General features: G+C 42.3%; 19 protein-coding genes, 1 rRNA gene, 3 pseudogenes and 1 riboswitch. Of the genes and pseudogenes, 12 read left to right on the forward strand and 11 right to left on the reverse strand.

The window, feature by feature from the left end; genetic code table 11:
* Window positions 1–57 precede the first annotated feature (57 nt).
* Window positions 58–1,881 (forward strand): acyl-CoA dehydrogenase, encoded by a 1,824-nt coding sequence (locus FTV42_RS08340; protein ID WP_180038481.1) that lies wholly within the window; start codon window positions 58–60, stop codon window positions 1,879–1,881.
* A gap of 54 nt (window positions 1,882–1,935) precedes the next feature.
* On the opposite strand, the gene FTV42_RS08345 is transcribed toward FTV42_RS08340, so the two are convergent.
* The gene (locus FTV42_RS08345) at window positions 1,936–3,150 is read right to left on the reverse strand and encodes an alkane 1-monooxygenase (protein ID WP_004280457.1); all 1,215 of its coding nucleotides are present in this window, start codon (window positions 3,148–3,150) and stop codon (window positions 1,936–1,938) included.
* Window positions 3,151–3,338: 188 nt separating this feature from the next.
* Between FTV42_RS08345 and FTV42_RS08350 the strand changes: the two genes are divergently transcribed.
* Window positions 3,339–4,289 (forward strand): AraC family transcriptional regulator, encoded by a 951-nt coding sequence (locus FTV42_RS08350; RefSeq protein ID WP_180038469.1) that lies wholly within the window; start codon window positions 3,339–3,341, stop codon window positions 4,287–4,289.
* 2 nt (window positions 4,290–4,291) lie between these two features.
* Here FTV42_RS08350 and lpxB read toward each other — a convergent pair whose 3' ends face one another.
* Window positions 4,292–5,464, reverse strand: a complete 1,173-nt coding sequence (lpxB, locus tag FTV42_RS08355) for a lipid-A-disaccharide synthase (RefSeq protein WP_180038470.1) — start codon at window positions 5,462–5,464, stop codon at window positions 4,292–4,294.
* A 387-nt stretch (window positions 5,465–5,851) separates the two neighbouring features.
* Between lpxB and FTV42_RS08360 the strand changes: the two genes are divergently transcribed.
* The 3 genes from FTV42_RS08360 (at window position 5,852) to FTV42_RS08370 (ending at window position 8,550) form a co-directional block, all read left to right on the forward strand.
* Window positions 5,852–6,742: a sulfite exporter TauE/SafE family protein gene (locus FTV42_RS08360; protein ID WP_004280461.1), complete on the forward strand. Its 891-nt coding sequence runs from the start codon at window positions 5,852–5,854 to the stop codon at window positions 6,740–6,742.
* A 127-nt stretch (window positions 6,743–6,869) separates the two neighbouring features.
* Window positions 6,870–7,961, forward strand: a complete 1,092-nt coding sequence (locus tag FTV42_RS08365) for a 3-deoxy-7-phosphoheptulonate synthase (RefSeq protein WP_180038471.1) — start codon at window positions 6,870–6,872, stop codon at window positions 7,959–7,961.
* Between the two features lie 64 nt (window positions 7,962–8,025).
* Window positions 8,026–8,550, forward strand: a complete 525-nt coding sequence (locus FTV42_RS08370; RefSeq protein ID WP_004280464.1) for a protein tyrosine phosphatase family protein — start codon at window positions 8,026–8,028, stop codon at window positions 8,548–8,550.
* Between the two features lie 2 nt (window positions 8,551–8,552).
* Here the strand turns inward: FTV42_RS08370 and ispF are convergent, their stop codons facing one another.
* Window positions 8,553–9,041: a 2-C-methyl-D-erythritol 2,4-cyclodiphosphate synthase gene (gene ispF, locus FTV42_RS08375; protein WP_180038472.1), complete on the reverse strand. Its 489-nt coding sequence runs from the start codon at window positions 9,039–9,041 to the stop codon at window positions 8,553–8,555.
* 100 nt (window positions 9,042–9,141) lie between these two features.
* Between ispF and FTV42_RS08380 the strand changes: the two genes are divergently transcribed.
* Window positions 9,142–9,795, forward strand: a complete 654-nt coding sequence (locus tag FTV42_RS08380; protein WP_180038473.1) for a hypothetical protein — start codon at window positions 9,142–9,144, stop codon at window positions 9,793–9,795.
* Window positions 9,796–9,877: 82 nt separating this feature from the next.
* On the opposite strand, the gene FTV42_RS08385 is transcribed toward FTV42_RS08380, so the two are convergent.
* The 6 genes from FTV42_RS08385 to FTV42_RS08410 all read right to left on the reverse strand — a co-directional run bounded on the left by FTV42_RS08385 (window position 9,878) and on the right by FTV42_RS08410 (window position 15,990).
* Window positions 9,878–11,122, reverse strand: coding sequence for a D-amino acid dehydrogenase (locus tag FTV42_RS08385; RefSeq protein ID WP_180038474.1), 1,245 nt, complete (start codon window positions 11,120–11,122; stop codon window positions 9,878–9,880).
* A gap of 135 nt (window positions 11,123–11,257) precedes the next feature.
* Window positions 11,258–11,345, reverse strand: a riboswitch (glycine riboswitch).
* Between the two features lie 312 nt (window positions 11,346–11,657).
* Window positions 11,658–12,566 (reverse strand): AEC family transporter, encoded by a 909-nt coding sequence (locus tag FTV42_RS08390; protein ID WP_180038475.1) that lies wholly within the window; start codon window positions 12,564–12,566, stop codon window positions 11,658–11,660.
* Window positions 12,567–12,691: 125 nt separating this feature from the next.
* A complete protein-coding gene (locus tag FTV42_RS08395; protein ID WP_005246131.1) occupies window positions 12,692–13,213 on the reverse strand; it encodes a GNAT family N-acetyltransferase in 522 nt (173 codons plus the stop codon).
* A 67-nt stretch (window positions 13,214–13,280) separates the two neighbouring features.
* Window positions 13,281–14,375 carry a chorismate synthase gene (gene aroC, locus FTV42_RS08400; protein ID WP_004280471.1) on the reverse strand — a complete coding sequence of 365 codons (1,095 nt, stop codon included), beginning with the start codon at window positions 14,373–14,375 and terminating at the stop codon, window positions 13,281–13,283.
* 13 nt (window positions 14,376–14,388) lie between these two features.
* Window positions 14,389–15,399, reverse strand: coding sequence for a 50S ribosomal protein L3 N(5)-glutamine methyltransferase (gene prmB / locus FTV42_RS08405; RefSeq protein ID WP_005100101.1), 1,011 nt, complete (start codon window positions 15,397–15,399; stop codon window positions 14,389–14,391).
* A gap of 204 nt (window positions 15,400–15,603) precedes the next feature.
* Window positions 15,604–15,990, reverse strand: coding sequence for a DUF1311 domain-containing protein (locus tag FTV42_RS08410; RefSeq protein WP_180038476.1), 387 nt, complete (start codon window positions 15,988–15,990; stop codon window positions 15,604–15,606).
* Window positions 15,991–16,190: 200 nt separating this feature from the next.
* On the opposite strand from FTV42_RS08410, the gene FTV42_RS08415 reads away from it, so the two are divergent.
* The 3 genes and pseudogenes from FTV42_RS08415 to FTV42_RS08425 all read left to right on the forward strand — a co-directional run.
* Complete coding sequence (locus tag FTV42_RS08415) at window positions 16,191–16,499, forward strand: hypothetical protein (RefSeq protein ID WP_180038477.1); 309 nt, start codon at window positions 16,191–16,193, stop codon at window positions 16,497–16,499.
* Window positions 16,500–16,659: 160 nt separating this feature from the next.
* On the forward strand, window positions 16,660–18,036 hold the full coding sequence (locus tag FTV42_RS08420; protein ID WP_180038478.1) for an AarF/ABC1/UbiB kinase family protein: 1,377 nt from the start codon (window positions 16,660–16,662) through the stop codon (window positions 18,034–18,036).
* Between the two features lie 244 nt (window positions 18,037–18,280).
* Window positions 18,281–19,555: pseudogene (locus FTV42_RS08425) on the forward strand (acyl-CoA dehydrogenase family protein); the annotation flags it as partial.
* A gap of 7 nt (window positions 19,556–19,562) precedes the next feature.
* Here the strand turns inward: FTV42_RS08425 and FTV42_RS08430 are convergent.
* Window positions 19,563–20,549 (reverse strand): annotated as a pseudogene (locus tag FTV42_RS08430) (IS110 family transposase).
* Window positions 20,550–20,830: 281 nt separating this feature from the next.
* On the opposite strand from FTV42_RS08430, the pseudogene FTV42_RS08435 reads away from it, so the two are divergent.
* The 3 genes and pseudogenes from FTV42_RS08435 (at window position 20,831) to FTV42_RS08445 (ending at window position 23,341) form a co-directional block, all read left to right on the forward strand.
* Window positions 20,831–22,030, forward strand: a pseudogene (locus FTV42_RS08435) (acyl-CoA dehydrogenase family protein).
* Window positions 22,031–22,143: 113 nt separating this feature from the next.
* Window positions 22,144–22,635 (forward strand): GNAT family N-acetyltransferase, encoded by a 492-nt coding sequence (locus tag FTV42_RS08440; RefSeq protein ID WP_180038479.1) that lies wholly within the window; start codon window positions 22,144–22,146, stop codon window positions 22,633–22,635.
* Between the two features lie 124 nt (window positions 22,636–22,759).
* Window positions 22,760–23,341: a lytic transglycosylase domain-containing protein gene (locus FTV42_RS08445; RefSeq protein ID WP_086044746.1), complete on the forward strand. Its 582-nt coding sequence runs from the start codon at window positions 22,760–22,762 to the stop codon at window positions 23,339–23,341.
* A 399-nt stretch (window positions 23,342–23,740) separates the two neighbouring features.
* Here FTV42_RS08445 and rrf read toward each other — a convergent pair.
* Window positions 23,741–23,855, reverse strand: a 5S ribosomal RNA gene (gene rrf / locus FTV42_RS08450).
* Window positions 23,856–23,859 lie beyond the last annotated feature (4 nt).

Raw genomic sequence — 23,859 nt, forward strand, 5'->3', positions numbered from 1 at the left:
CACCCGATTCATGTCATTATTGACAATCCTCCTCAATAAAAGCAACTGCTAGTCTTGATGCTATCTCAAGGATTGCACATTCAGGATAGTACCGTGACCCAACTGATTAATGATAAAGATCTGCATTTCCAGCTTTATGACGTATTCAAACTTGAAGCGCTGACTAAACTGCAACGCTATCAGGATCATGACAAAAATACTTTCGACAGTATTCTGGAAACGGCAAAAGGTATCGCGACTGATTATTTTGCGCCGCATAATGCCAAAGCTGATCAACAAGAACCGAACTTTGATGGCAAACAGGTCAAAACCATTGATGAAGTGAAGACAGCCTGGCAACAGTTTGCCGATGCCGGCCTGCTTTGCGCCCAGCATGATTATGCAGATGGTGGCATGCAACTGCCCACTTTGGTGAATATGGCCTGCAATGCTTATTTTATGTCGGCCAATCCGTCCACCGTGGCTTATTCTTTTCTAACGGCCGCTGCGGCGAACCTGATACAGGCTTTTGCCTCCCCAAAACAAAAGCAAATATTCCTACCGCATATGTTGAGTGGCCGCTTTGCTGGCACCATGGCCATGACAGAGCCGAATGTAGGTTCCTCTTTGGGCGATCTGACCACTAAAGCCATTCCTCAGGCAGATGGAATTTATAAAATTAAAGGCCAGAAAATGTTTATTTCGGGTGGCGATCAGGACATTAGCGAAAATATTGTGCATCTGGTCTTGGCGCGGATTCAGGATGCGCCGCAAGGCGTGAAAGGAATTTCCCTGTTTATCGTACCAAAATTCAAAACCAACGAGGATGGTTCACTCGGTGAAGCTAATGATGTACAGCTGGCTGGCTTACTGCACAAAATGGGCTATCGAGGTACTACATCTACAGTTTTAAGCTTTGGAGAAAATGATAATTGCTTAGGCTATTTAATTGGTGAACCCGGTCATGGCTTAAAATATATGTTCAAGATGATGAATGAAGCACGTGTGGGTGTCGGTCTGGGCGCAGCCATGATTGGTTATCGTGGCTATCTGGAATCTCTGGATTATGCTAAAAACCGTCCGCAAGGCCGGCCAGTTCATGAAAAAACACCTGACTCGAAACCAGTAAATATCATTGAACATACCGATGTCAAACGCATGCTACTGGCGCAAAAGTCATATGTAGAAGGTTCGCTGGCACTTTGCTTATTTGCAGCCCGATTAATTGATGAACTTCAGGCAGCTCAAGATGAAGATAGTGCCATTCTGCTTGATCTCATCACCCCGGTGGTCAAATCTTTCCCTTCTGCCTATGGTCCGAAAGCCAATGATCTGGCTATTCAGGTCCTGGGCGGCGCGGGTTATACTCGTGAATATCCGGTGGAGCAATGTTACCGTGATAACCGGCTCAATCCGATTCATGAAGGAACTTACGGCATTCAATCTCTGGATCTGCTGGGACGTAAACTCTGGCAGCATAATGGCAAAGGGCTCAATCTGCTCATGCAGCGCATCCAGAAGACCTTGTCAGAGATTCATGAACCTAAGATAGTGGAACTCGCAAAGATCTATAAACAGCATCTTGCCACTGTGCAAAAGACTACACAGATTTTAGGCCAGGCCTTGCATCAAGGCAAAGTCAGCGAAGCTTTGGCCAATTCAAGCCTGTATCTGGATATGATGGGTAAGACCATCCTAGCCTGGCTATGGCTGGAAATGGCGAATCAGGCTCAACTCAAGTTTGGCACATCTTCGCAGGCAGAAGATCAGACTTTTCTGGCAGGGAAAATTCAGGCAGCTCAATATTTTATTCGCTGGGAACTCCCTGAAATTGAACATCAGGCCAAATTACTGATGCATCTGGATGATACTTGCCTGAATATGCAAGCCGACTGGTTCTAGGCAGAATTAATCAAAAAATGCGCCTTTATCGGCGCATTTTTATTTTGTAATTCATTAAGCTGTAGAGTTATTTACACCAAATTTTTTAAATAGCTTGGCACGCTTGGAAGGCAAGATATTGGCCTTGCTTAAATCGCCCTGATAGTGCTGATATACCCGCTGATCCATGATTTTGTACCATAAAGGTGGAATCAAGGCTGGAATCAGCATGGTTGCATAACCGCTGGGTAATTCTGGCGCTTCATCAAAATGCCGCAACGCCTGAAATGGACGGCTTGGAAAAGCATGATGATCAGAATGGCGCTGTAATTGGTACAAAAACAGATTGGTCACGATATTGTTATTATTCCAGCTATGTTCTGGCAAGGTTCGCTCATAACTACCATCCGCTTTCTGTCCACGTTTCAGTCCGTAGTGCTCGATATAATTCACAATCTCAAACAGGCTAACGCCATAAAATGCCTGTGTCAGTGTATAAGGAATAATTTTCTTGCCATACGCCTTTAGCATCAAGGCATGATAGCCGGCACTCATGGCCCAACCATGAAACAGCTCATTTTCCTGATTAAAGAATTTCAGTCCCTTACGCTCGAGCCGTCTTTTTTCAATCTGGATTGCAGATTTTAATCCGCCTATTACGGTACGTGGCCAGAAACGGTAAAAAGATTCACCCATTTTTGAAGATGCCGGATCTTCTGGTGTCGCCACCCGTTTATGGTGTCCATAAGGATGTTCGATCCGGAAATGGTTATAGCCCAAAGGCATCAGGCTGGCATGAGACCAGTAATGGTCTTTTTTCTGGGGACGATGGCTGAGTTCATGTGCGGTATTCACCCCCACACCATTAATCGCACCCATAGAAACTCCAAGCAGTACCTGATCCAGCAAAGACACATTTGGCCGGCTTACGACATAACCGGCAAAGGCATTGGCTGCCATTTGCAAGGGAATAAATGCTTTTACAATGCGGTCATAATAAGGATCGTTAACCAGTGCCTTGATCTGCTCATCATTTGGGTTATTGGCATCATCGCCAATCAGAGCATCCAGAGTCGGAATGATTACGTGCAGTAATAATAGTCCGCCCATGGCAAAGACTTTTTTAGTCGCTTTGGGACCAAAATGATAACCGGCCAGAATTCCCATTCCGATCACAGGCAGACCTGGGCTGAGCAACCAGCCAAAACGTTTTTTATCCAGCTTGACACCTTTTAGTGCCGACGCTTCCTGCGTAAACTGCGCTTTCTGGATTTGTGCAGGGGCATTCATTGCGACCTTCCTTTTTTATGTTACTCTGCACTTATAGTTGATTATTTCAGCAGTAGCGAACAGTATTCAACGTCCAGAAAAGCTATGTCAGCGTCTTTGGCACATGCTGCCAAATTCTGGCCTAAAATTACAAAGTTAAAAAATTTATAGTCAATTAAATGAAATAAAACAGAAGAATAGAGTTAGGCATGGATGCTTTAAGTAAAATTTTTGATGATATTCATCTGGAAAAATCGGAATATCTTTATCTGAATGTATTTCATCCGGGCGGCTTTGACTATCAACATGAACCCTTTATGCTGGCCTATATCCTGTTACAAGGACAGGCGCAATTAAAGTTCATGAATGGTGATCGACTGGAGCTGCAGCAAGGTGATCTGGTGCTATTACCCGCAGGTTCCTCCCATCATGTTTCCTGCCCAGACAATGCCGATTTTTCTGAGCACCATGCGATTAATCCTTATTTTCAGAGCAATGTACAGCAATGTATTGATCTCAATCGGGAAAATTCGGCGGAGCATAGTTTCATACTGGCTATTCGTTCTAGCTTGGATATCCAGATGGCCAAACCTCTTTTGAGTGCATTACCTAAATACCTGCATATTCAACATATTCTGGGTGATACCGCACCGGAATGGTTACAGGTCGGCTTGCAATTTCTTGCACTGGAAACCCAGCAGCTTCGTCCCGGACGTGACAAAATTCTGGATCATCTGGTCAGTATTTTACTGATTGAATGCGTGCGAGATTATATTTTAAACCTGGAAAATGCCTCGAGCTGGCTGAATGCGCTCTCGCATCCGGAATTATCTAATGCACTGGCGGCGATTCATGGCAAACCTGAACAGTCCTGGACCGTAGAAAGTCTGGCCGAACAATGTCATATGTCACGTTCCAAATTCGCCCAACTGTTTACCCAGATTGTCGGTGAGCCACCCCTTGCCTATCTGCAACAGCACCGCCTGCGTCTGGCAGCGCAATATTTACGAAATAGTGGATTTGGTATCCAGCAGATCGCTTATCTGGTCGGTTATTCATCCGAGACGGCGTTTAGTCAAAGTTTTAAAAAACAGTTTGAACAGACGCCGACCCAATACCGGCTGAATTGTCAGAAGAACCAGTCTTTATTACCAGACTAAAATTACTGGACTAATGCCAATACTGCTGTGACCGGATCTTCGCTATTGCCAGAAAGTAGCTGCTTGTGCATGGTGATATGCTGCATAACCTGAATCTGCGCTGCTTCAATATCCATCAGTTTTTCAATTTCAGCTGCCAGATTTTCAGGTGTAGCAGCGGATTGGATGAGTTCTTGAATCACTTTTTTGCCAGCAATTATATTTGGTAATGAAAAATATGGGATTTTTACCAGTAATTTGGCAATTCGATAGGTCAGCCAGTGCAATTTATAAAAAGTCACCATCGGACGGTGCAGCAACATCGCTTCAAGCGTTGCAGTTCCAGACGCCAGTGCAATAATATTGGATGCATTCATGACCTGACGGCCAATTTTGGATTCAGCGCTGGTATTTTCCATCAAGCGAATTTGGGTTTTTAAGCTCTCAGGATAAGTGGCCAGTAAACTTTCGATTTGCTGCTTGCGTGCATCATTAATCGCAGGAATCAGAAAGGTATAATCCGGATATTTGTGATGCAGAATATTAGCTGCATCCAGAACCAAAGGTCCCAAACGCTCAATCTCGCCACGGCGGCTTCCCGGTAATAATGCAATATATTTCTGATGTGGATCGAGGCCTAATTCTGTCTGAGCCTCCAGAATTGGATTTTCAAGCGGCAATTGGCTAGCGAGCGGATGTCCGACAAAAGCTGCAGGAACATCCCATTTTTTAAAGAACGCTTTTTCAAATGGAAACAGGCACAGCACCAGATCAATACTGGCTTTAATGCCATGTATACGGCCTTGACGCCATGCCCAGACCGAAGGACTGACGTATTGCACGGTTTTAATCGGTAACTGTTTTTGTTTAATGGTTTTTGACAAACGCAGGTTAAAATCAGGCGCATCAATCCCGATAAAAATATCGACCGGATCTTTAGTCCAGGTTTCCACCAGACCATCCCGCACAGCAAACAGTTTTTTAATATCTTTTAAAACTTCTACAATGCCCATCACCGATAAAATATCCATCGGATAATAGCTTTTAAAGCCTTCAGCGATCATTTGTGGCCCACCGATACCTTCAAATTCAGCATCAATGCCTTGCTCACTAAAACGGCGAATCAATTTTGCGCCAAGCGTATCTCCAGAGACTTCACCGACCACGATTCCAATTTTAAGTTTTCGATTTAGCAAGTGGGTTTCCTCTCAAATCCGCATGGAAATTTATTGAATCGGGATTCTAACATAATCCTGTGGCTATTCCGGAAGAAGCTTAAGCATCTTCTAATTTTAAGAAACTCGCCGTTTAGAATGACTTAGTCGATGAGGGAGCTTGCATAACAAGAATTAAATCGACATTTACAGCTACATTAAATTAGATAGAAACGGGTTAAATCGGGCAGTTAAAATCAATCATCATATTCGCACTTTATACATAACCCAGTAAATAAACATAAAAGATCACCTAATATTCTTCACCTAGCTTTATCTTTTTTATGCATAAGTAAATCAATAATCAAGACAACGACTTATATCCAAAAGTCATAAGATATGCTCGTTTTTTGATTTTGGCATATATGCATGTTTGGTCCGATTGAATTTATTTTAGCAGGCGTTCTGGTAGGTTTTTGTGTAGGTGTCACCGGTGTGGGTGGTGGTTCATTAATGACGCCAATTCTTATCAGTTTATTCCGGATTGAACCACATATCGCGATTGGTACTGACCTGCTCTATGCCGCGATTTCAAAATTCTGTGGCTCGTTCGTACATGCCAAGAAAATGAATATTGTCTGGCCGATTGTGATCTGGCTGGCCGTTGGCAGTATTCCCGCATCTTTTGCAACGCATTGGGTACTCGAGAACTATCTGAGCCAATCGACACATTACAAAGCCGTCCTGACCATGGTCTTGGGCTTTATGCTGACTATTACCGGCTTATCCATTCTGTTTCGCACCCAGATCGAAAATCTTTTTAATAAATACAGAAAACAAGAACTACCGGATATGACCCAAGATCTGGAAAAAGTGAAGCTGCAAGCCAAAGAAAAGCGCGTTGCTATCATCATCATGGGCATTATCTTGGGCATATTTGTCACGCTATCTTCAGTGGGTGCCGGTGCATTTGGTATCATGGCACTTGTAGTGATGTTCCCGAATCTGCCGATGATTCGTATTATTGGCTCTGACGTGGTGCACGCGGTATTACTGACACTGGTCGCAGGTCTAGGTCATATGTCTTCAGGCAACGTCGATTTCATGCTGCTCATGTGGTTATTGGTGGGGTCTATTCCGGCGATTATTGTCGGCACTTTACTCAGCTCACGTATGCCGGAAAAACTGATCCGCAAAATTTTAGGTATTACCCTATTTGCGCTGGGCGTGAATTTCATGATTAATCCTGTGAAATCAAAACCGGCTCAACCTGCTGAAACAGCAATGATAATTGTGAATCAAAATTCCCCGTCCGTTTAAGTTAACTATCCGATTCATCACTTTTTTTTCAAAGAAGTATTCATCTTTTTTATAACAAAGTGACGCATCATTCATGTTATATTCGGGCTATTAAACAACCTTTTGTATGATCGAACCAGTGACGGCAATGAATACACAACAGTCAAATCCTATTTCAGCATCAGATATTGATGACGTGAATATCCACAGCATGATTCCTCTTGTAACCCCTGCTGAGCTTAAAGCAGAGTTACCGTTGACTGAAACTGCTTATCAAACCGTACTGCATGGTCGTGAAACGATTCGTAAAATTCTGGATGGTGAAGACAAACGCCTGTTCGTTGTAATTGGCCCTTGTTCTATCCATGATCCGGCGGCGGCGCATGAATATGCTGAACGCTTAAAAGTACTGAGCGAAAAAGTTAAAGACAGCTTATACATCGTGATGCGGGTTTATTTTGAAAAACCACGTACTACCGTAGGCTGGAAAGGCCTGATCAATGACCCGGATATGAATGATTCATTCAATATTGAAAAAGGTCTGCGTATCGGTCGCAAGCTATTACTTGAACTGAATGAAATGGGCTTGCCATGTGCCACTGAAGCACTTGATCCAAACTCGCCACAGTATTACCAAGACCTGATTTCATGGTCAGCGATTGGTGCACGTACCACAGAAAGCCAGACCCATCGTGAAATGTCTTCTGGTCTTTCTTCACCAGTCGGCTTTAAAAATGGTACTGACGGCGGTTTAACGGTCGCGACCAATGCGATGCAATCTGTGAAACATGGTCACAGCTTCCTCGGTCTGAATGATCAGGGTCAGGTGGCTGTGATTCGCACTTCAGGCAATCCTTATGCTCACGTGGTACTGCGTGGCGGTAATGGCAAACCGAACTACGATGCAGGCTCGGTTGCCGATGCAGAAGCTGCTCTAGCCAAGGCCAAAGTCAGCACCAAGATCATGATTGATGCCAGCCACGCCAACTCTAACAAAGACCCGTACCTGCAACCACTTGTACTTAAAAACATTTCCGAACAAATTCTTGATGGAAACAAGTCAATTGTTGGTATTATGGTAGAAAGTCATCTTAAGGGTGGTCGTCAGGACATTCCGGCGAACCTGAATGATATGGAATACGGTCAATCCGTTACGGATGGCTGTATCGACTGGGAAACGACTGAAGAAGTTTTACTCGACATGCATGAGGCATTGAAAGACATTTTACCTAATCGTTAAATGATCTGACCAACGCCATCGCTAAGATGGCGTTTGCATTTCTAGAACAAGGAAAATTTATCTGATGAATGATATTGAAACGGCATTAAGCCAGATTGAGAATTTTCAGTTCATACACGAACATCTGTTTAGCTCCGGTCAACCGACCACTACCCAATTACAGCTGATGAAAGAATACGGTGTATCTACTGTCATCAATGTGGCGCTGACCGATAGCGAACAGTATCTGCCGCATGAAGATAAAATTTGCCTTGAGCTGGGACTGAACTATATTCAGGTTCCGATTTCCTGGGAAACCCCTTCAGACAATCAATGCCTGCTGGTACTGGACCTGATCGATCATCTGGTAAAAGAGCAAATGGTCTGGGTACATTGTTCGCAAAACTACCATGTCAGCTGTCTGATGTATTTATATCGTCAATACTATATGGATATGGATCTGCCTACAGCACAAGAACACTTGCATCAGATCTGGGAACCGAATGAAACCTGGACCGGTTTAATGCATGCGGTTGCTCTACAGCTACAAGGCCGTAAAGCAACTCAGGAACTGGAACTTTCCTTGATTAATCCGAATTATTTTGCCTGATTTTATTTGCTGTGGCTCAATAGCACGGTTGCCATGGACATAATTCCTTCCTGACGACCGGTAAAACCTAACTGTTCAGTGGTGGTGGCTTTGATACTGATTTGAGTCACATCAACATCCAAGACATCTCCAATACTTTGACGCATCGCCAGATTGTGTTTAGCCAGTTTTGGACGTTCACAGGCCACGGTAATATCGGCATTATTCAGGTGATAACCACGATCCAGAATTAGCTGATAAACATGCTTGAGTAGTACCCGGCTATCAGCACCTTTAAACTCAGGATCTGTATCGGGGAAATGCTGGCCAATATCTCCCAGCGCCAAAGCACCCAACAAAGCATCACAGAGTGCATGCAGCACTACATCACCATCCGAATGTGCTTTCAAACTGTGAGTATGCGGAATTTGAATGCCTGCCAGAGTGACAAAATCACCTTCTTCAAATGCATGCACATCCAGCCCCTGGCCAATACGAATTTGTGCGATCACCTTATACATCCTTTAGAAATAGCCCATTGAAATCTTGTACACTTGCTTTCTATTTCGCTATAGTTAGACCAAGCGTAACACAGTGAAAGTATAAGCGATCATGCTACTGAAAACTGATATAAATATGTTGAAAATAATTGGCCTGATGCTCGGTCTGGGGATGATTTCTACAGGTAGCTCGGCGATCACAATGAACTGTAACGACGACAGCCAAAAAGCGGCTGCCATGAATAAAGTCTGCTCAGCATCGCTGGCTGAATCTCGTGAAAAACTCACGGACCAATACTTTACTGCTTTTCTGATTACTGATGCACCTGTGCGCTTATTGCAAGATAGCCAACAATTATGGGCGAGCCGTTTACAACAATGTAAAACCCTGGACTGTTTTAAACAGCAGTTTGAATGGCGTTTAGATGATTTAAATGTCTATATTTCACTGAATCAAAGTCTGACCCAGCATTATATTAAGTTTGAACAGGGACAAATCGCCAAGCAGCCTGTACATCTCAAGATTCATCAACTGACCAAAGACCGGATCAAGATTGAAGGCCTGGCATATCGTAATCCAAATAACCGGACCGAGAAGCAGACCGTTCCTTTTTTAGCCTATACCACGCCTGAGACAAAAAACCAGATCACCGATAATGAAAATGACTGCCGCTATGAGTTTAACTATAGTAAAGCCATTTTAGCGGTCAGTAGCCAGCAGAAAGGCTGTGAACGCTTTACCGGTATTTATCGACTATATGATTGATTTAATTTAAAAATATTAAAATTTATTGTTATATAAAATGATATCTTTGATGTAAAAAATAGCCCGCAAGCGGGCTATCAATTTAAGCTGGATAGTATTGCGCAATTTCCTGACTAATCATCGCAGCCGTTGCAGCTGATAAAGTCCAGCCCAGATGACCATGTCCGGTATTGTAAAAGACCCGCTCATGTTTGCCACGGCGTACCACAGGCATCATATTTGGCATCATGGGGCGTAAGCCTGCCCACGGAACAACATGCTCAGTACACAGGTCAAAATTACGATTGGTCCAGTCAATTAAAGGTTGAATTCGGTCAGCACGAATATCCCGGTTATAGCCATTAAACTCGGCTGTTCCTGCAACACGCAAACGATCCTTGCCTAGGCGTGACAAGACAATTTTCGCACTTTCATCTAGCAGACTGACCCAAGGTGCGTTGTTCTGGCTCTGCTCATCATTCAGTTGCACGGTAATCGAGTAGCCTTTGACTGGATAGACATTGACTCGTTCACCGAGTATTTCAGCCAATTGATAGCTGCCAACCCCTGCACAGACCACAATGGCATCTGCATTAATTTCCAGAACATCCTCTGAAGAGGAATGGACATTTTCAGTACTAGGTTTGCATTTAACCCGAATATTCTGAGCCTGATGATCAACAACAAAAACATCTTGACCAAACTCAAATTTCACGCCTTTTTGCATACAGGCTTTGGCCAAACCGGTACTAAATTTATGAATATCCCCGGTGGCATCGCTCTGACAGTAAAATCCTGCATAATAATCGCCAGTTAATGCAGGTTCGATCTGCTTGATTTCTGCATTGGAAATGGCATTGCGCTCCAGACCACCGCTACACAACAGATCATTGACTTTGATCGCAACATCATAATCTGTCTTGTTATGATAAAAATGTAAAATTCCACGTTTTTCTAAATTGAAATCAATATTTTCTGTTTCGGCAATTTCAAATAAGCGTGCTCTTGCCAGTAAAGCCAGCCGTACAGTCTCTCGGGTATTGGCTTCATAATGTTTGATATTGCCCAGAAATTCCATGAGCCAGCTGTATTTATGCACACTGAAAGAAGGATTGAGCAAAAGTGGTGCGGTTTTTTGTGACATCCATTTGATGCCTTTGAGTACCGTGGCTTTCTGGTTCCATACTTCGGCATTACAGGCAGAAAGCTGGCCGCCATTGGCAAAGGATGTTTCCATTGCCGGATAAAGATGCCGATCAACCACAGTCACTTGATAGCCTGATTGTGCCAGCTCATAAGCTGTGGTTACTCCGGTAATACCGGCCCCAATCACCACGACATGACGCATAGACACCTCCTTGATTATATTGATGTCTTTTCCCATCTGTCATGTGTACCTGAGAGCTTCGGTAGATACATTGCACATCAATGCGGCCACCTTCCCCTTCGGTGAGTGATTGAACACTTCTCTCCAGAGTTTTTATCCATTATCACAGTCCTTTTGCCTGAGAGTTTCCTGGGAACTTGCTCCTTCGGCGAATGCAGAAGCATTTCTCTCCTGCAATAATGTTTTATTATCATGAGCAATTTATATACCATTTTTAGGAAAAACATAGTTTTTATTTATGTTAATTCACGTGAATTTATCTGTGATTCTTTTTAATTAAGAGCATACATGGGTGATGGAGGATATTGCCTAGATATCAAATTTTTAGATTTTGCTGTCCTAAGTAAAATGAGCAAGTTCTATCCTTTATAAAATTCCAGAACTTATTTAATTTTGGCGCTTAAATAGAACTCAACATTTGCTTAGGCTATTTTAATAATTCAAAGTATATGTCATCCAAAGCAAAATTTAGAATTTTATCATTTATTCTAGAATTTTAGATAATCCAAGAAAGCATCAGTACTAAGCTTCCTGCTGCGACCACTGTTTGTACACTGATAATACTAGCCATTAACTCACTATCGCCACCATACACCCGGGTTAAGACATACGAAGCTGAGGCGGTAGGAAGTGCAAAGAACAAGACCAATACCTGAGTAGTTAATGCATCAATCTGGAAAATTTTACACACTAAAAATGCAATCAGCGGCATTCCGAACAGGCGACCAAAGGTTATCAGGCTGAGTGGCAATACATCACGCTGAAAACCCTGAAACTGTAAGGCTGCTCCCACACACATCAAACCGAGCGGCAAAATGCACAGTGCAATCTGTTTAAGGAACTGCTCTGTTCCAGTCCAGAGTGACAAACCGGAAAGATTAAATAAACCGCCCACTATACAGCCTAAAATTAATGGATTTTTAGACAAATCCAGAACGATTTTTTTCAGCTGCATATCGTGGCTACGGGTAAATGCCAGCACTGACAAGATATTCACCAAAGGAATACACAGCACCATGATCACAGCGAAAATAGTCATACCCTGCTGCTGAAATAAGGCGCTGACAGCAGCAAGGCCAATATAGGTATTAAAGCGCAGTAAACCTTGAACATAGACGCCGAAACGCGCATAGGAAATTCGGTAAATTTGGCGCAAGATATACAGCGCAATACTGACCACAGCCATGATGCTAAATACGACCAGTACTACATCCTGAATGACATTCATTTGAATCTTGGCAGTGGCCAGATTTAAAAACAGCATTACCGGAAACAATGCATAATAATTTAACTTTTCAGCGCCTCGCCAAAAATCATCACTCAACCATTGCCTACGCTTAAGCAGATAACCAAAGCTGATCAGTCCGATGAGGGGAAATAAAGAAGTTAAAATAATATGCAGCATGTGACATCCTGGTCTGTTTTCTGCCTAATCTTAAGCCGCTTAGACTGAACAGAAAACTTAGCATATTGATGAGCTTTTTCACCACTCAATTTAAGTAGCAAAAAACTTGAATTTTCACCAACTAATCATATTGATCTGATGATTTTTTCTAAAATCAGTAAATGTAACGGAATCAAAGGTTCTCCGAGCTTTTGACCCAGTGGATATGCTTCAATCTTTTCAGTCAGCTGATAGCCATGGCGCTGATAATATGCCAACAGTTCAGTACGAACATTTAACACTGACATCTGAATCACGTTCTTCTTAAATATTTCGAAAATATGGGATTCGGCAAAGTCCAATAATTGCTTGCCATAACCCGAGTTTTGCTCAGCAGGTGCAACAGCAAAGCTTCCAATCTCTGCTACTTGCTGCCCTAAGCTCACGCCAATACAACCAAGAAGCTTATTTTCAATTTCCAACACAAACAGCTGAAAATCTGCTGAATTGAGCAATTCATATAACTGTTGTTCTTGAATACGATCACCCTGGATCATTCCTTCTTCTGTGGTCCATCCACCCCGAGTACGATAAGCTGTATTAATTAGTATGGTAAGTTGCTGAATATCAGCTTTGCTTGCCAATCGTATATTTTTATAGTGATTCATTTTATAAATAAAAAAAGTCAGACCGGAGTCTGACTTTAAAACAATTTCACTTTAAAGTTAAAGCAAATTATTTAGGTTCAATCGGTGCAAATGGCGCAACTACATCGGCATTTTGCGCACGGTGACGCATGAAATGATCCATGAGTACTATCGCCAGCATCGCTTCAGCAATCGGGGTTGCACGCACACCCACACAAGGATCATGACGGCCTTTGGTCAACACATCAGTATCTTCACGCTCAATATTGATGGTTTTACCCGGCGTGGTGATAGATGCAGTCGGCTTCAACGCAATCGCAACACGAATGTCCTGACCGCTAGAAATACCGCCTAGAATACCACCAGCATGATTGGCCAGGAAGCCTTCTGTGGTGAGTTCATCACGGCTTTCATGACCAAACTGTTCAGCAACGCCAAAACCATCACCGATTTCTACACCTTTAACGGCATTAATCGACATCATGGCATGCGCAATATCAGCATCCAGACGATCAAAGACTGGCTCGCCCCAACCGACTGGCACTTTAGATGCAATGATCTCCAGTTTAGCGCCACAACTGGTACCTTGCTCACGCAAAGACGTCACTAGCGCTTCAAAACGCGGTACTGCATCCACATCGCCACAGAAAAACGGATTGTTTGGAACTTCGTTCCAGTCCAGTTTCTCTGCTTTTTCAGTACCAATCTGGGTTACATGACCACGAATCTCAATGCCAAATTTCTCGAAAAGGAATTTCTTGGCAATTGCACCCGCAGCAACACGCATTGCCGTTTCACGCGCACTTGAACGGCCTCCACCACGGTAATCACGGAAACCATACTTTTGGGTATAGGTATAGTCGGCATGACCCGGTCGGAATGTCTGCGCAATATTGCCGTAGTCTTTCGATTTTTGATCCGTATTACGAATTAACAAACCAATTGAAGTACCGGTGGTTTTACCCTCAAACACACCGGAAATAATTTCTACTTCATCGGGTTCTTTACGTTGGGTTGCAAATTTCGATGTACCCGGCTTACGGCGGTCCAGATCCTTTTGCAAATCAGCTTCAGTCAGCTCAATGCCGGGTGGAACCCCATCGATGATCGCCATCAGACCAACACCGTGAGATTCACCACAAGTCGTTACACGGAACAGTTGCCCTATACTATTACCTGCCATGTCAAACGACTCCTTATGCTTGAATAGACTGTATGAATAAATCACGGTAGGTACGACATTGCTCTGCAGTCAATGCAAAGATACCCGTACCACCTTTCTGGAATTGTAACCAGTAGAAATCAACCGAATTAAAGTTTTGGCGCATCGCCCATTCTGAGTTACCCACTTCGATCACGATCAGGCCATTCTCAGTCAGATAATCTGCTGCTTGAGCCAGCATTTTACGCACCAGATCCAGACCGTCCTGACCTGCAGCAAGTGCAAGCTCAGGCTCATGATGGAATTCCTCAGGCAAATCAGCCATATCTTCCGCATCGACATACGGCGGATTAGATACGATTAAATCGTATTGGTTTTCAGCTGGAATTTTTTCAAACAGATCTGATTCAAGCAAAGCGATCTGATATTGCTTGTCATGATGCTCAGTATTGATTTGCGCAACTTCCAAGGCTTCTTTCGAAATATCAGTCGCATCTACTTCCGCTTCAGGGAAAGCATAAGCCAAGGCAATTGCGATACAGCCGGAACCGGTACACATATCTAGAATGCGTTGTGGTATCTTCGGATTCGGGTTTTCCGGCAAGTTATTAACCGCTTCACCCATTTGACCATGTTCACCCAGGAAATACGGGGCAAAACGGTTCTGAATCAGTTCAGCAATCGGTGAACGTGGAATCAGCACACGCTCATCGACATAGTAGGGTTTGCCGTCGAAGTAAGCCAGGTTCAATAAATATGAAGTCGGTACTTTTTCATTAATACGGCGTTCCAGCAGACTTAAAAATTCGGCTTTTTCACTTGGCAATAATTTGGCATCTAAAATTTCAGCGTCCGCTTTCCACTCTAGTGACAGGGTTTGCAGCACTAGCGCTGAACTTTCAGCAAAATAATCTTCTGTGCCTTGGCCCAAATGTGCATCGTATTGACGTAATGCTGTCACACCAAAACGAATAAAATCACGAATGGTGGTTAAATTTTCAGCGGCTTCCTGCATATGTTCAGGGCTAATAGTCGGTCGATCCACTTAAGGCGTCTCCAAGGTCATTTTTTTAAACGCCTTATGATACCTTGTTTTGCCTGCTTTTATAATGCTAAAAGTATGAAAAACACGAATTCTCTACGCCTACAAAAATTATAAAACTCCTGTTTTTGTGAGTGATTATGCAGATAAATGTTTACTTTATTCAGAGGTATTTCTGTTAAATTTGCATGCTAATGCTATAATGACTTATCGGAACCCGGACGCATAAGAGCGGGATTGATAAAGATTGGCCTGATCCATGATCAAAGCCAGCATACATTGACCCTGTTGCTGCTTAGCATATTTTCCTGACATTCTAAAGTTACATTGCTGGGACAGTTTACGCTCCCACAATACATGCTGACTGCGGATAACTGCAGTCTGATTCGGATTCAATTTAAAATAAGTTTTATAGTTTTTCTTCAAACGTTTATTATGAACTTTCAGCTCTTTTTCCAAGCATTTTTCCGCTTTGGGTGTATTACCATAACTAAAATTCATGCACTGTGTATATTCCTTAGAATACCCAACAGCAGCTTGTGTCTGAACCGCAGTACCCGCAAAAATTGCAACTAAAAACCATGCAAGACGCATAACTTCCCCTTGACCGAAACCGGTACAATCCCAATAAATGTTTAACAATCAATATTGTTTAAATTATCCACTGATATTAACGCAGTCCGGACAAAAATCCTATGTCTTTCTCGGACTAAAAGATTAAACAGTTGCACAATTGAAAATTGGCCCATGACCCACATATAATCCGCATTCAATCTTCAAACGAGCCCAGATCTATGAGCTATAAGCACAATAATCTTATGGCGATGCGCCAGAATTACTGGAATGATCAAGCCTCCAGTCAGGTGCAGCAAGAAAAGGTATTTTTGCAGTCGACCTTAGTGCAACATGGCGTATTTACCGATGCGACATTGGACGATGCTAAATATCTGTTTTTTGGCTTGCCAAGTATTGTGATTGTAAAAGGCTATGCTTTGGGCTTCATGCATGACAGCGTACAGTGCCTGATTCATCAACATATTCAAACAAATAAACAACAGTTACAACAACGATCTGAATTAAAAATCCAATTTCAAATGGCATAATGCCCTGTCTAAACTGATACAAACTGGTGAATAAATGAAAGCTTGCCTAGCTTTTACTATAAATTCAGCGGCTTAAACTTTTTTAATACGTGCAGAAACGCTACTATCCCTTACAATGATTTATTCTGCTTCATGCTGATGATGAAAGGATTGAGTTTACATGTCAGATCAGAACGATAAGCTTAAACAACTGAAAACCTCCTCTATGGATCGACGCTTATCGATCGCAAAGGCATCCTTGCTGGCAGGCACGCGTTGGGCGGCTTCTAGTGCAAGCTCCATGTTCTCAAGCGAAGAAGAAAAAGAAAAAAAACGTAAAAAAGCCATGAAAGAACAGGCCGATTATCTGGTAGCAGAAATTGGCAAGCTGAAAGGGTCTATCGTTAAAATTGGCCAGATGATGGCGCTGTACGGTGAGCATTTTCTGCCAGAAGAAGTCACTCAGGCCCTCAATACTCTGAACAATCAGACGGTAGCATTGGCATGGCCAGCCATCAAGACCCAGTTACAGCAACAACTCGGCTCTAAACTCGACGATCTCACCATTGATCATGAACCTTTGGGCACAGCTTCTTTGGCACAGGTACATCGCGCTACCCGAAAATCTGACGGCATGGAACTGGTGTTAAAAATTCAGTATCCGGGTGTGGCAGAAGCCATTGATTCGGATATGAGCCTATTTAAAAACATGCTGAAATTGACCCGCATCGTGCCACAGACTCGCGAATTCGACCAATGGTTCGATGAAGTCCGTGAAATGATGCATCGTGAAGTAAATTATCAGATTGAAGCAGATACCACGCGTCGTTTTGCTGCCCGTTTAAAAGATGATCCTCGCTATATCGTCCCAACCATTATTAATGAATATTGCTCAGATCGTGTGCTGTGCATGACTTTTGAACGCGGTGTGCCGATCAACAGCCCAGTGATGTTGTCCTTACCCCAAGAACGCCGCAACCAGCTAGGTGAAGCCTCTCTAGAAATTGCAGTGCGTGAAATCTTCGAATGGGGCGAGATGCAAACCGATCCGAACTTTGGTAATTATCTGGTTCGTCTCGGCAATGGCGCAGATGTGCACGACAAGATCATTCTGCTCGACTTTGGCGCGATCCGTCAGTTTGACCAGCATCTGCTGAGTGTTGCACGTAATCTGATTCAAGCAGGCTATCATCATGACTCGGATATGATGATCAAAGCGATGACTGGTTATGAATTTTTTGATTCGATTCCACAAAGCATCAAACCGGATATGGCCAAAGTCTTTTTACTGGCCACCGAAGCGTTTAGTTCACCGCTAAATAATCAAGAATTGCCAGCTGGCATCATGGATGAACATAACCGTTATGACTGGAAAAAAAGCCAGCTGCATAGTCGTGTGATGCAACAGGCGTCGAGATCAATGGCTTCACGTTATTTCAGTGTTCCACCTAAAGAATTTATGTTTATTAGTCGTAAATTTATCGGTGCCTATACTTTTATGACCGTGATTGATGCCAAAACCAATGTGCGTGCCATGATTAAACATCATCTCTCTTAAAATAAAACCTGCATCAAAAAGACCCGGATGATTTTGTAATTCGGGTCAATTTCTAGACATATTTGATTTTTTATTTTTTTATCTTTCTTTTAATTTTCATTGATTTATTCATCCCTTTCTTCAATCCAAAAAACCTAAAAATTGTCAATCATTCATGTTAGGGATGACATGGTTTTATCTCTGAGTGCATGTCAGTATTAAAAAATAACGTGACAACACCTTTAGGATAATCAGAATGAATAATATGGTGAATAAAGCCCAAGGATTTGGCTTGTCCCTACTGACAAAAATCGCGGGTAGCGAAGTATTAGATCAATTAAAACTGCGTAAATTTGTAGAAAAATCACTTTATCAAAGTTCAAAAGCAGGATTTAAAACACTGAGTCAAATCCAGAAAATCCTAAAATCTGGCCAGAAGATTGAAAAACAGCGTTTGCCCCATCAGTCCAAATCCTTATTTGATCTGAATCTGACTGAAGAACAGCAAATGACCTGTAATGCCATGCAGCAATTTGCCCAAGAGGTGCTTTATCCCTTAGCGCATAATGCAGATCAGCATGAATTATTTCCCCATGAACTCTGGCAATATAGCACTGATTTAGGTTTGAATTTCTATGCCCTGCCTGAAGCATTGGGGGGCGTTGCATCAGAACAGAATATCGTCAGTAATATTTTAATCGCTCAACATTTAGCTCAGGGTGATTTCAGTCTGACGGCTGGCTTACTTTCGACTTTTAGTGTCATTAACGCCATTACCCGCTGGGGCTCAGAGCAGATTCAGGCAGAATATCTGGGTGCTTTCGCAGAGAATCCTGAGTTAAAGGCCACCTTTGCAGTACAGGAAAAAACAGCAGCGTTTAACCCGGAGCAACTTAAAACCAAGGCTGTTGCACATCAGGGACATTATCTAATTCTGGGTGAAAAGACCTTAGTGCTCTTGGGAGAAAGTGCCGATCTGTATCTGGTCAGTGCTGATCTGGATGGCAGAGCTGAGGTCTTTGTGGTGCAACGCGACAGTACCATCACTGCGAAAAAATCGCCGGCTATGGGTTTAAAGGCCACTGAAACAGTCACGCTAAAATTTGAAAATACTCCGGCATATCGTCTGGGTGATGAAGATTTTGATTATCGTGCATTCGTAGATTTGGGCAATTTGATGTGGTGTGCGATGGCGGTGGGCACCTGTGAAGCAGTCAAAAAATACTGTGTGCAATATGCCAATGAACGTATCGCTTTTGGTGAACCGATTTCCCATCGTCAGAGTGTCGCCTTTATGATTGCCGATATGGCCATTGAAATTGATGCGATGCAAATGTTGATCTTGAATGCCGCCAGTCTGGCTGAATCCGGTCAAGCTTTCCATCGTGAGGCTTATATAGCGCGTCTGCTCTGCGCAGAAAAATCCATGAAAATAGGCACCGATGGTGTACAGATTTTGGGTGGTCATGGTTTCACCAAAGAACATCCGGTAGAACGCTGGTATAGAGACCTGAGATACCGTCTTGGTAGTCAATCAGGTTTTGAGATTATTCGACCAATAAATAATCTCTTTGATAGGCAGTCTGATGTTTTAAAACGCCATAACACAGATGTATAAGCTTGCGCATTGCAGCACCTAAAGCACACATTTTATTTTTACCCTGGCTTAATAATCGTTGATATAAAGCTTCAATGTGTGGATTATATTTAATCGCTGTTAATGCTGACATATACAATACTGAGCGTATTTTACTGTCACCTGCTTTTGATAAGTGACTTTGCTTGTTGACTGAACTGCCAGACAACTGATGTACTGGAACCAAACCTACATATGCAGCAGCTTGACTTGCTTTTTCAAACTTGTGCGAATGAAATAACCCCAACAGTAATAAGCCTGATCGTTCACCGATTGAAGGAATAGTTTGCAGTAATTTCAAATCCTGTTTCAATGTTGGATCTTGACCTATGTGATTATTTATTAACTTATCAATATGTTCAAGTTGCTGATTTAAATACTCAATATTCTCTTCAAGTAATTTAATCACAACAACGGAGGTATGAGTGGACTGCGCCTTTTCAAGTCGATTCTTTTCCTGCAATAGACTACCTAGATAGACATCTCGTCTGCCTAGTCAAGCTTTTAATAATCTGACATTTTCAGGTTCAGGCTGCCATATGATTAACTTTGCGGTGTACCCATAACGTGAAAGAGCTTCACTATCAGCTTTATCCGTTTTATTTAGCATGGACATGCCTTTGGCAAAGGCTCTTACTCGTGAAGGATTAGCCACACAAACCTTTACACCTGCATCATATAGATAATATCCCAAATTCTCATGATAAACCGAAGTCGCTTCCATGATTGCTGTCACTTGATCAGGTTCAATTTTAAGAGTGATGAGCCATTTGAGCAGACTGCCAAAGCCACTTTCTGTATTAGTAAATATTTTATTTTTTCTTTTTCCAGTCAAACCTTGAGGGAAAATGCAACAATCTATTTTGGTTTTACTGACATCAATACCTAGCATAATCATGGTGATATTCCTTGAGTTTAAGCTATGATTTTTATCCCATTAACCATCATCTTACCTTGTGAATACAGCATCAAAGTGCTTAGTTACCGTTCAGAGTTGTATGAGGGATAAGGGCAAATTGTAGGTTTTATCTCAGGTTCAAATTTAAGATTTTAGCAGCACTCCAAACTCTACAATTTGCGTATAGTGGTAGCTAATCACTATATCAATCAAGATACAAGAGCCACTGCCATTCTCCATTCTGGCTTGCATGCCTGATCAAAACATAAAGAAGAACAATAATGAATCTACAAACTCCAAAAAAATTCAAGCTTTTGATTGATCAAGCACATGAAGTTGCCCTCAATGTTTTGCGTCCGATTTCACGTAAATATGACAAGGCTGAACATGCTTATCCGATAGAGCTAGACATGCTCGCTTCTGTTGTCGATGGCATGAACCAAGGTAGTGAAGGCATGAATGCTGGTGCAGCAGTCAATAAACGTGGCGATGCAGACAACAGCAATAAAAATGGCATTAATATGTCCACTGCCCTGAGCATTATTGAAATGTGTTATGGCGATACTGGCTTATTACTCTCGATGCCACGCCAAGGATTAGGAAATTCAGCCATTGCAGCCGTTGCCAATGAGTAGCAATTGCACCATTTTCATGGAACTTGGGCGGCCATGGCCATTACTGAGTCAGGTTGCGGTTCAGATTCCGCTGCGATTCGTACCACTGCGACTAAAGACGGTGATGACTATATTCTGAATGGTGAGAAGATTTTTGTAACATCCGGAGAGCGTGCTGATGCGGTTGTCGTTTGGGCCACTCTGGATAAAAAACTGGGACGATCAGCCATTAAATCATTTGTGGTGGCCAAAGGCACACCAGGAATGAAGGTTGAACGACTGGAACATAAACTAGGAATTAAATCATCCGATACTGCCACGATCAGCTTTATCAACTGTCCAGTACCTGCTGCAAACTTGCTCGGCCATGCAGAAATCGATGTTGCTAAAGGCTTTGCTGGCGTGATGGAAACCTTTGATAATACTCGTCCGCTGGTCGCCGCCATGGCGAGTGGTTGTGCGAAAGCCTCGCTGGAACGCATCAAGGAGATTTTTAAGGATCAGCTGGACTCCACTTATGCCACACCGTATTTACAAAGCTCTAATATCGCAGCACAAATCTATCGTATGGAAGCTGAATGGGAAGCAGCACGCTTGCTGATGCTGAAAGCCGCCTGGATGGCCGATAATCACAAACCAAATTCACGTGAAGCATCTATTGCCAAAGCCAAGGCCGGTCGGATCGGTAATGAAATTACCTTAAAATGTGTCGAACTTGCGGCAGCCACTGGTTATAACGAAACTGAACTTTTAGAAAAATGGGCGCGTGATTCCAAGATTCTGGATATTTTTGAAGGCACCCAGCAAATTCAGCAACTGATTATTGCCCGTCGGGAACTAGAAAAATCATCGAGCGAATTAAAATAGTGATTGCTCATTAAATAGCGAATTAAACTTACCTGAGTTAATTAAACGATGGATTTTTTAAGGATTTAAGGTTATAAAAATTCATCGTTTTTTCAAAATAAAATCAGTTCTATATGTACTCTATTCGTCCTATTCAGCCTGAAGATAATACTCAAATTGCAAGCATTATCCGTTCTGTGTCCCAAGAGTTTGGACTGGCAGCAGAATCTGGTTTCGCGGTAGGCGATTCTATTCTAGATGAGCTATATCAAGTTTATCAGCAACCGGAATCAGCTTACTGGGTTATTGTGGATCAACAAAATAAAATTTACGGTGGTGGTGGAATTGCGCCATTAAAAGGTAATGCAACTATTTTAGAAATTCAGAAAATGTACTTTTTACCTGAAATTCGTCAGCAAGGTTTTGCCAAAAAAATTTTAGAATTATCCTTTGAATTTGCACAGACTCATCAGATTAAGTCAGTCTATCTAGAAACAACTAAAGCGCTTTGGCAAGCGGTGAAACTCTATGAAAAATTAGGTTTTCAGCACCTTGATCACCCTGAAGGCAATACCGGACATAGTGAAGCCTGTGAAATCTGGATGCTAAAAAACCTTTCAACTTAGAGATTTTTTAGTAGATAGATAAAGTTTGTACATTAATAAAGTGCTTTCATCAGCAGCGAGCTTGACTCTTGTATATAGGCTGCCTAACATCGAAATACGTTTATTCAGGCATGGAATTCACAGTTTGTTTTTTTCTCATCTATTAAATCCAATTAAATCTAAACGTTCACTATTTAATTCTCATTCTTTTAAATTTTCTTCTATTTTATTGAGCACTTTTCTTTTTGCGGGTTGCTCATCTTTGGGCGGAGGCTCGGTAGAAAAGCGCGCAGCTAAATTATCTAAAGGCATTCAAACTGCTTACTCCACCCCATCCAGTACAGCTAATCGTGTTTCACCTTTAATTGTTCAACATGCACAAAATCAAGGTGTAGATCCGCTCCTAGTGGCGGCTGTGATTCATCAGGAATCTACTTATCGTAGCCAAGCAACTTCGCCAGCAGGTGCGGTAGGCTTGATGCAAGTGATTCCAAGATATTGGCAACAAACCTGCCCAGGTGATTTATACAATGAAAGCAGTAATATCCAATGTGGTACATATATTCTTTCTAAATATAATCAATCATCCGGTGACTGGAAGAAAGCGCTTGCCTATTATAATGTAGGTCCGTCAGGTTATGAAAATAATCGTAAAATGCGTAAACAAGGTAAACGTTATGCCAACCAAGTAAAACAGCATAAAAAAATGCTAAAAGACTCTCTCTAATGACTGAATAAAGAGAATTAATTTAACCATACTTAGGCTATTTTATTTAATATTTGGTAAATAGTAATCGCTAATTGTGTCCATTAAAGTTTTTACCATGAAAGTATACCTACAACCTATTAATCTCAGCCATGATATATATATTCAGCTAAAATAGTCTGCAATAAAAAACCAGCGATTCGCTGGTTTTTTATTTTGTAAGGTTTATAAGATCAGCTTGTAAACTCTTATAGCGCTAGTTTTACAGAGATCCCAATAGGTCAAACAAATTAACAGGAATTCTCTGTCTCAGAAGAATCTGATCAACTTTGAGATATAGATATGTTAAATATCTTATCTAAATTCCCGGGCCTAAAAAAATCCCCCTCTGCCTTGGCGGAGGGGGATTTTCGAATAATGAGCTGGCGATGACTTACTCTCACATGGGTAACCCCACACTACCATCAGCGCTAAGAGGTTTCACTTCTGAGTTCGGGAAGGGATCAGGTGGTTCACTCTTGCTATGGTCGCCAGCACAA

The sequence above is a fragment of the Acinetobacter sp. YH16052 genome (assembly GCF_013417155.1).
In the GTDB taxonomy this organism is placed as follows: Bacteria; Pseudomonadota; Gammaproteobacteria; order Pseudomonadales; family Moraxellaceae; genus Acinetobacter.